The 1210-nt window shown below is 80.4% G+C and carries 1 protein-coding gene; it reads left to right on the top strand.

Going from position 1 to position 1210, the window contains the following annotated elements; translation table 11 throughout:
- Positions 1-1210 (top strand): type VII secretion-associated serine protease mycosin (mycP, locus tag EBN88_RS29920; RefSeq protein ID WP_147472925.1); only part of this gene is annotated, 1210 nt, incomplete at both ends.

Here is a 1210-nt window from a genome sequence, read left to right as displayed (position 1 = left end):
GGGGGCGTGGGGCGCGCGGGGGCTGGCCGTGGCGGTCGCCGCGCTGGCGGGCGTGGCGCTGCCGGGCGCGGCGCCCAGGGCGGCGGCGGCCGAGCCGTGCCGCACCCAGGTCACGGGCGAGGAGCTGCCGGAGGGCGCCGGGCGTTATCCGTTGATCGACCAGCTCGGCCTGCCGCAGGCGTGGGACCTGTCCACCGGCGAGGGCGTCACGGTCGCCGTGGTCGACTCGGGCGTGGACGCCACCCACCCCGACCTGGCGGGGGCGGTCGCCCGGGGCAGCGAGTTCGCCGGCGTCGCCGACGAGCGGGAGTTCACGCGGACCACCCCGCCGCCGGAGCAGGACTGCGAGGGCCACGGCACGGCGGTGGCCGGGCTGATCGCCGCCGGCCGCGCCGAGAGCGACCGCATCGCGGGCGTGGCGCCGGGCGCCACGGTCTACCCGGTGCGGATCGCCGACGGAGTGGAGCGCGCGACGCCGGGCACGCTCGCCGCCGCGATCCGCGACGCGGTGGCGGCGGACGCCGGCGTGATCAACCTGTCCTTCGCGCGCCCCGCCGACGACGAGGCGGTGCGCGAGGCGGTCGCGGAGGCGCTGGCCGCCGACGTGGTGGTGGTCGCCGCCGCCGGCAACGAGGGCGGCCAGGGGCCGACGGAGGGCCGGATGTACCCGGCGGCCTACGACGGGGTCCTCGCCGTCGCCGCCGTGGACGCCACCGGCGCGCCGCTGGACTCCTCCAACTCCGGGCCCTGGGTGGACCTCGCCGGCCTGGGCCAGGACCTCCCGGTGCTCGCGCCCGGCGGCGCGTACCAGGCGTCGGGCGGCACCAGCATGGCCACCGCCCAGGTCTCCGCCACGGCGGCGCTGGTCCGTTCCCGCTTCCCCGCCCTGACCGCCGGGGAGGTGGTCGAGCGGCTGACCGGCTCGGCCACGCCGCTGGGCGGCGGCCGCGACGACCGCACCGGCGCCGGACTGGTCGACCCGTTCGGCGCGTTGACCCACCTCGGCCCGGGCGGGGACGGTGGGCGGGAGGCGAACGAGCCGACCGCGCTGCCCGGGCACATCCCCGTCGGCGACCCGCCGGCGCCGGAGCCGCCGCTGGACCCGGCCATGGCCAACGCGCTGGCCTGGAGCGGCGGGCTGCTGCTCGCCGTTCTCCTGGGGCTGCTGGCCGCGCCCGGGGTGCGGCGGGCCGTGCGGCGCGGCTGGCGG

Origin of the sequence: Streptomyces triticirhizae, from assembly GCF_003696235.1 — a bacterium.
Taxonomy (GTDB): Bacteria; Actinomycetota; Actinomycetes; order Streptomycetales; family Streptomycetaceae; genus Streptomyces; species Streptomyces triticirhizae.
The sequence above is the reverse complement of the archived record's forward strand: the minus strand, read 5'-3'. Positions and strand labels throughout refer to the sequence as shown.